The following is a 5,344-nucleotide window of genomic DNA, read 5'->3' as shown; positions in this document are numbered from 1 at the left end:
CTTTAATATATGAATATGCAGTATTTAAAAAGCCGATGATTTTCTATGCATTTGACTTAGAAGATTACATTACGACGCGTGATTTCTATGAACCATATGAATCATTTGTTCCAGGTAAAATTGTACAATCCTTTGATGCATTAATGGATGCTTTGGACAATGAAGATTATGAGGTTGAAAAAGTTGTACCATTCTTAGATAAACATTTTAAATATCAAGATGGTCGCTCAAGTGAACGTTTAGTCAAAGATTTGTTTAGACGCTAATGTTGGCATATATTACTTGCCATGCAAATGAGTCATAAGGCATAGTTTTCAAGAAGGGTTCTGACAATGAAGTGAGCAACATGTCATGATGAGAAGCAGGACTATACAATGAGAATAACCTTTTGATTTTTCATGCATAAGGCGATTCAATCAAAAGCAATCACCTTCCAACTGAATTGTCATTTTGTAAAATAAAATAATCGATCCAATCGTTATCTAATTCATAAATGTGTAAACACATACGTTATGAATGGATAACGATTTTTTGTTATGTTAAAGTGGTACATTAATCATGTATTTCGTATGATAATTAACGACAAGTGTAATGGTTAAATGTATTTTATGATGAAATGCTATAATAGGCATGGTTACAATGAGCTTGCTCATACATATTAATATAATTACAAAAACACGTCGGAGGTACGACATGATTAAAAATACAATTAAAAAATTGATAGAACATAGTATATATACGACTTTTAAATTACTATCAAAATTGCCAAACAAGAATCTAATTTATTTTGAAAGCTTTCATGGTAAACAATACAGCGACAACCCCAAAGCATTATATGAATACTTAACTGAACATAGCGATGCCCAATTAATATGGGGTGTGAAAAAAGGATATGAACACATATTCCAACAGCACAATGTACCATATGTTACAAAGTTTTCAATGAAATGGTTTTTAGCGATGCCAAGAGCGAAAGCGTGGATGATTAACACACGTACACCAGATTGGTTATATAAATCACCGCGAACGACGTACTTACAAACATGGCATGGCACGCCATTAAAAAAGATTGGTTTGGATATTAGTAACGTTAAAATGCTAGGAACAAATACTCAAAATTACCAAGATGGCTTTAAAAAAGAAAGCCAACGGTGGGATTATCTAGTGTCACCTAATCCATATTCGACATCGATATTTCAAAATGCATTTCATGTTAGTCGAGATAAGATTTTGGAAACAGGTTATCCAAGAAATGATAAATTATCACATAAACGCAATGATACTGAATATATTAATGGTATTAAGACAAGATTAAATATTCCATTAGATAAAAAAGTGATTATGTACGCGCCAACTTGGCGTGACGATGAAGCGATTCGAGAAGGTTCATATCAATTTAATGTTAACTTTGATATAGAAGCTTTGCGTCAAGCGCTGGATGATGATTATGTTATTTTATTACGCATGCATTATTTAGTTGTGACACGTATTGATGAACATGATGATTTTGTGAAAGACGTTTCAGATTATGAAGACATTTCGGATTTATACTTAATCAGCGATGCGTTAGTTACCGACTACTCATCTGTCATGTTCGACTTCGGTGTATTAAAGCGTCCGCAAATTTTCTATGCATATGACTTAGATAAATATGGCGATGAGCTTAGAGGTTTTTACATGGATTATAAAAAAGAGTTGCCAGGTCCAATTGTTGAAAATCAAACAGCACTCATTGATGCATTAAAACAAATCGATGAGACTGCAAATGAGTATATTGAAGCACGAACGGTATTTTATCAAAAATTCTGTTCATTAGAAGATGGACAAGCGTCACAACGAATTTGCCAAACGATTTTTAAGTGATAACTTAAAAACAATAAAAAATTATAAATTAATTAGTTAAGTGATATAAATAATAAACGAAATGTTTGCTTGTATGTTATTATTTGTGTATGAAAACGTCTGATATAATGTAATATAGGTTTAAACAAAATATGCTAAAATATAAGCAAAATATGTATAATTTTAAGTAATACACAGACATTTAGAGTTTTGATTTTAAAATGAGTTTTCAATTGGAAAATGCAACGAAATTTAAATAATTAAATATAGATATAGTTGAATGGAGGAAGTATTTTATGAAATACGCTGGTATTCTAGCTGGAGGTATAGGCTCAAGAATGGGTAACGTACCTTTACCTAAACAATTTTTAGATTTAGACAACAAACCGATTTTAATCCATACATTAGAAAAATTTATTTTAATTAATGATTTTGAAAAAATTATTATCGCGACGCCACAACAATGGATGACGCATACGAAAGATACACTTAGAAAATTCAAAATTTCTGATGAAAGAATTGAAGTCATTCAAGGTGGTAGCGATCGTAACGATACAATTATGAATATCGTTAAACATATTGAATCAACAAATGGTATTAACGATGACGATGTCATTGTGACACATGATGCAGTTAGACCATTTTTAACGCATCGTATTATTAAAGAAAATATTCAAGCTGCTTTAGAGTACGGTGCAGTAGATACAGTGATTGATGCTATAGATACGATTGTTACATCTAAAGATAATCAAACGATTGATGCAATTCCAGTGCGTAATGAAATGTACCAAGGTCAAACACCTCAATCGTTTAATATTAATTTATTAAAAGAAAGCTATGCACAGTTGAGTGATGAGCAAAAGAGTATTTTATCTGATGCTTGTAAGATTATTGTAGAAACAAACAAACCGGTTCGACTTGTAAAAGGTGAGTTATATAACATTAAAGTAACAACACCTTACGATTTAAAAGTAGCGAATGCTATTATTCGAGGTGGTATTGCCGATGATTAATCAAGTATATCAATTAGTTGCACCTAGACAATTTGAAGTTACGTATAACAACGTAGATATTTACAGTGACTATGTCATTGTACGTCCTTTATATATGTCAATTTGTGCTGCCGATCAAAGATATTATACTGGTAGCCGTGATGAGAATGTCTTATCTCAGAAATTGCCAATGTCTTTAATTCATGAAGGTGTTGGTGAGGTCGTATTTGACAGTAAAGGTGTGTTTAATAAAGGTACAAAAGTAGTTATGGTACCGAATACGCCGACAGAAAAAGACGATGTCATTGCTGAAAACTATTTAAAATCGAGCTACTTCAGATCAAGTGGACATGATGGGTTTATGCAAGATTTTGTGTTGCTAAATCATGATAGAGCTGTACCACTACCTGATGATATTGATTTAAGTATTATTTCATATACAGAGCTTGTAACAGTAAGTTTGCATGCTATTCGTCGTTTTGAAAAGAAATCTATTTCAAATAAAAATACATTTGGTATTTGGGGTGATGGTAACTTAGGTTACATTACAGCCATTTTATTACGTAAATTATATCCAGAGTCTAAAATATATGTCTTTGGTAAAACAGATTATAAATTGAGTCACTTCTCATTTGTTGATGATGTCTACTTTATTAATAAAATACCTGAAGGCTTAACATTTGATCATGCATTTGAGTGTGTGGGTGGTCGCGGTAGTCAATCAGCCATAAATCAAATGATCGATTACATTTCACCAGAAGGAAGCATTGCACTGTTAGGTGTAAGTGAGTTCCCAGTAGAAGTTAATACACGTCTAGTATTGGAAAAAGGACTAACGTTGATTGGTAGTAGTCGAAGTGGTTCAAAAGATTTCCAAGATGTTGTAGACTTATACATTCAATACCCAGATATTGTAGATAAATTAGCGTTGTTAAAAGGTCAAGAATTTGAAATTGCAACAATTAATGATCTTACAGAAGCTTTTGAAGCAGACCTGTCTACATCTTGGGGTAAAACAGTATTAAAATGGATTATGTAAATAGAAAAGGATGAATTAACGTTGGTTAAAAGTAAGATATATATAGATAAAATCTATTGGGAACGTGTTCAGTTATTCGTTGAAGGACATAGTGAAAACCTAGATTTAGAAGATAGTAATTTTGTATTAAGAAATTTAACTGAGACACGTACAATGAAGGCGAATGATGTCAAAATAGATGGGAATCAATTCGTTTGTCGTTTCAATGTAGCTATCTTAGATAATGGTTATTACTTACCTGAAGATAAGTACTTATTAGTGAATGAGCAAGAACTTGATTATATTGCACAGTTAAACCCAGATGTGATTAATGATGCATATCAAAATCTAAAGCCAGAACAAGAAGAAGAATACAACGAATTAGAAACACAAAATGGTAAAATCAATTTCTTATTGCAGACTTACCTAAAAGAATTTAGAAAAGGCGGCATTTCGAAGAAAACGGTTTATACTGTTACACCTGAAATTTCTAGCGATGTTAATGAATTTGTCCTTGATGTTGTTGTAACGACTCCGGAAGTTAAAAGTATTTATATCGTTCGTAAATATAAAGAATTACGTAAGTATTTCCGCAAACAATCATTTAATACAAGACAATTTATTTTTAAAGCGATATTTAATACGACGAAATTTTTCCACTTGAAAAAAGGGAATACGGTGTTGTTCACATCAGACTCTAGACCAACGATGTCTGGAAACTTTGAATACATCTATAACGAAATGTTACGTCAAAATTTAGATAAAAAGTATGATATTCACACTGTTTTTAAAGCGAATATTACAGATAGACGTGGCATCATCGACAAGTTTAGATTGCCATATTTACTTGGGAAGGCAGACTACATCTTTGTTGATGACTTTCACCCATTGATTTATACAGTGCGTTTTAGACGTTCTCAAGAAGTTATTCAAGTATGGCATGCCGTTGGTGCCTTTAAAACAGTTGGCTTTAGTCGTACTGGTAAAAAGGGTGGACCATTTATTGATTCATTAAATCATCGTAGCTATACAAAAGCTTATGTATCATCTGAAACCGATATTCCATTCTACGCTGAAGCATTTGGTATTAAAGAGAAAAATGTAGTGCCTACAGGTGTTCCACGTACTGATGTACTATTTGATGAAGCTTATGCGACACAGATCAAACAAGAGATGGAAGATGAATTACCAATTATTAAAGGTAAGAAAGTCATTCTTTTCGCACCAACATTTAGAGGTAGTGGTCATGGTACAGCACATTACCCATTTTTCAAAATTGATTTTGAACGTTTAGCAAGATATTGCGAAAAAAATAACGCGGTTGTATTATTTAAAATGCATCCATTTGTGAAAAATAGACTTAATATTGCAGACAAACATAAACAATATTTTGTTGACGTTTCTGACTTTAGAGAAGTTAATGATATACTGTTCATAACAGATTTATTAATTAGTGACTATTCATCTTTAATATATGAATATGCAGTATTTA

At 31.9% G+C, this 5,344-nt stretch carries 5 protein-coding genes; all 5 read left to right on the top strand.

The genetic code is table 11. The annotated features are described in order from the left end of the window. On the top strand, positions 1 to 266 hold a 266-nt coding region (locus HMPREF3247_RS01010; RefSeq protein WP_180363497.1), incomplete at its 5' end, for a CDP-glycerol glycerophosphotransferase family protein. Between the two features lie 427 nt (positions 267 to 693). After that, on the top strand, positions 694 to 1,863 hold the full coding sequence (locus tag HMPREF3247_RS01005; RefSeq protein ID WP_000594815.1) for a teichoic acid glycerol-phosphate transferase TarF: 1,170 nt from the start codon (positions 694 to 696) through the stop codon (positions 1,861 to 1,863). A gap of 275 nt (positions 1,864 to 2,138) precedes the next feature. After that, a complete protein-coding gene (locus HMPREF3247_RS01000; protein ID WP_000872486.1) occupies positions 2,139 to 2,855 on the top strand; it encodes a D-ribitol-5-phosphate cytidylyltransferase in 717 nt (238 codons plus the stop codon). Beyond that, positions 2,848 to 3,873 carry a ribitol-5-phosphate dehydrogenase gene (locus HMPREF3247_RS00995; RefSeq protein ID WP_000610205.1) on the top strand — a complete coding sequence of 342 codons (1,026 nt, stop codon included), beginning with the start codon at positions 2,848 to 2,850 and terminating at the stop codon, positions 3,871 to 3,873. Before HMPREF3247_RS01000 ends, HMPREF3247_RS00995 begins: the two co-directional genes overlap by 8 nt. Before the next feature lie 21 nt (positions 3,874 to 3,894). Beyond that, positions 3,895 to 5,344, top strand: a 1,450-nt coding sequence (locus HMPREF3247_RS00990) for a CDP-glycerol glycerophosphotransferase family protein (RefSeq protein ID WP_070856995.1), incomplete at its 3' end; no start/stop codon positions are given.

This window comes from Staphylococcus sp. HMSC36A10 (assembly GCF_001838845.1).
GTDB classification, from domain to species: Bacteria; Bacillota; Bacilli; order Staphylococcales; family Staphylococcaceae; genus Staphylococcus; species Staphylococcus aureus.
The sequence above is the reverse complement of the archived record's forward strand: the minus strand, read 5'-3'. Positions and strand labels throughout refer to the sequence as shown.

Coding starts and splice junctions, on each gene's coding strand:
- HMPREF3247_RS01005 (WP_000594815.1), top strand. CDS start 694: ATGATTAAAAATACAATTAAAAAATTGATAGAACATAGTATATATACG.
- HMPREF3247_RS01000 (WP_000872486.1), top strand. CDS start 2,139: ATGAAATACGCTGGTATTCTAGCTGGAGGTATAGGCTCAAGAATGGGT.
- HMPREF3247_RS00995 (WP_000610205.1), top strand. CDS start 2,848: ATGATTAATCAAGTATATCAATTAGTTGCACCTAGACAATTTGAAGTT.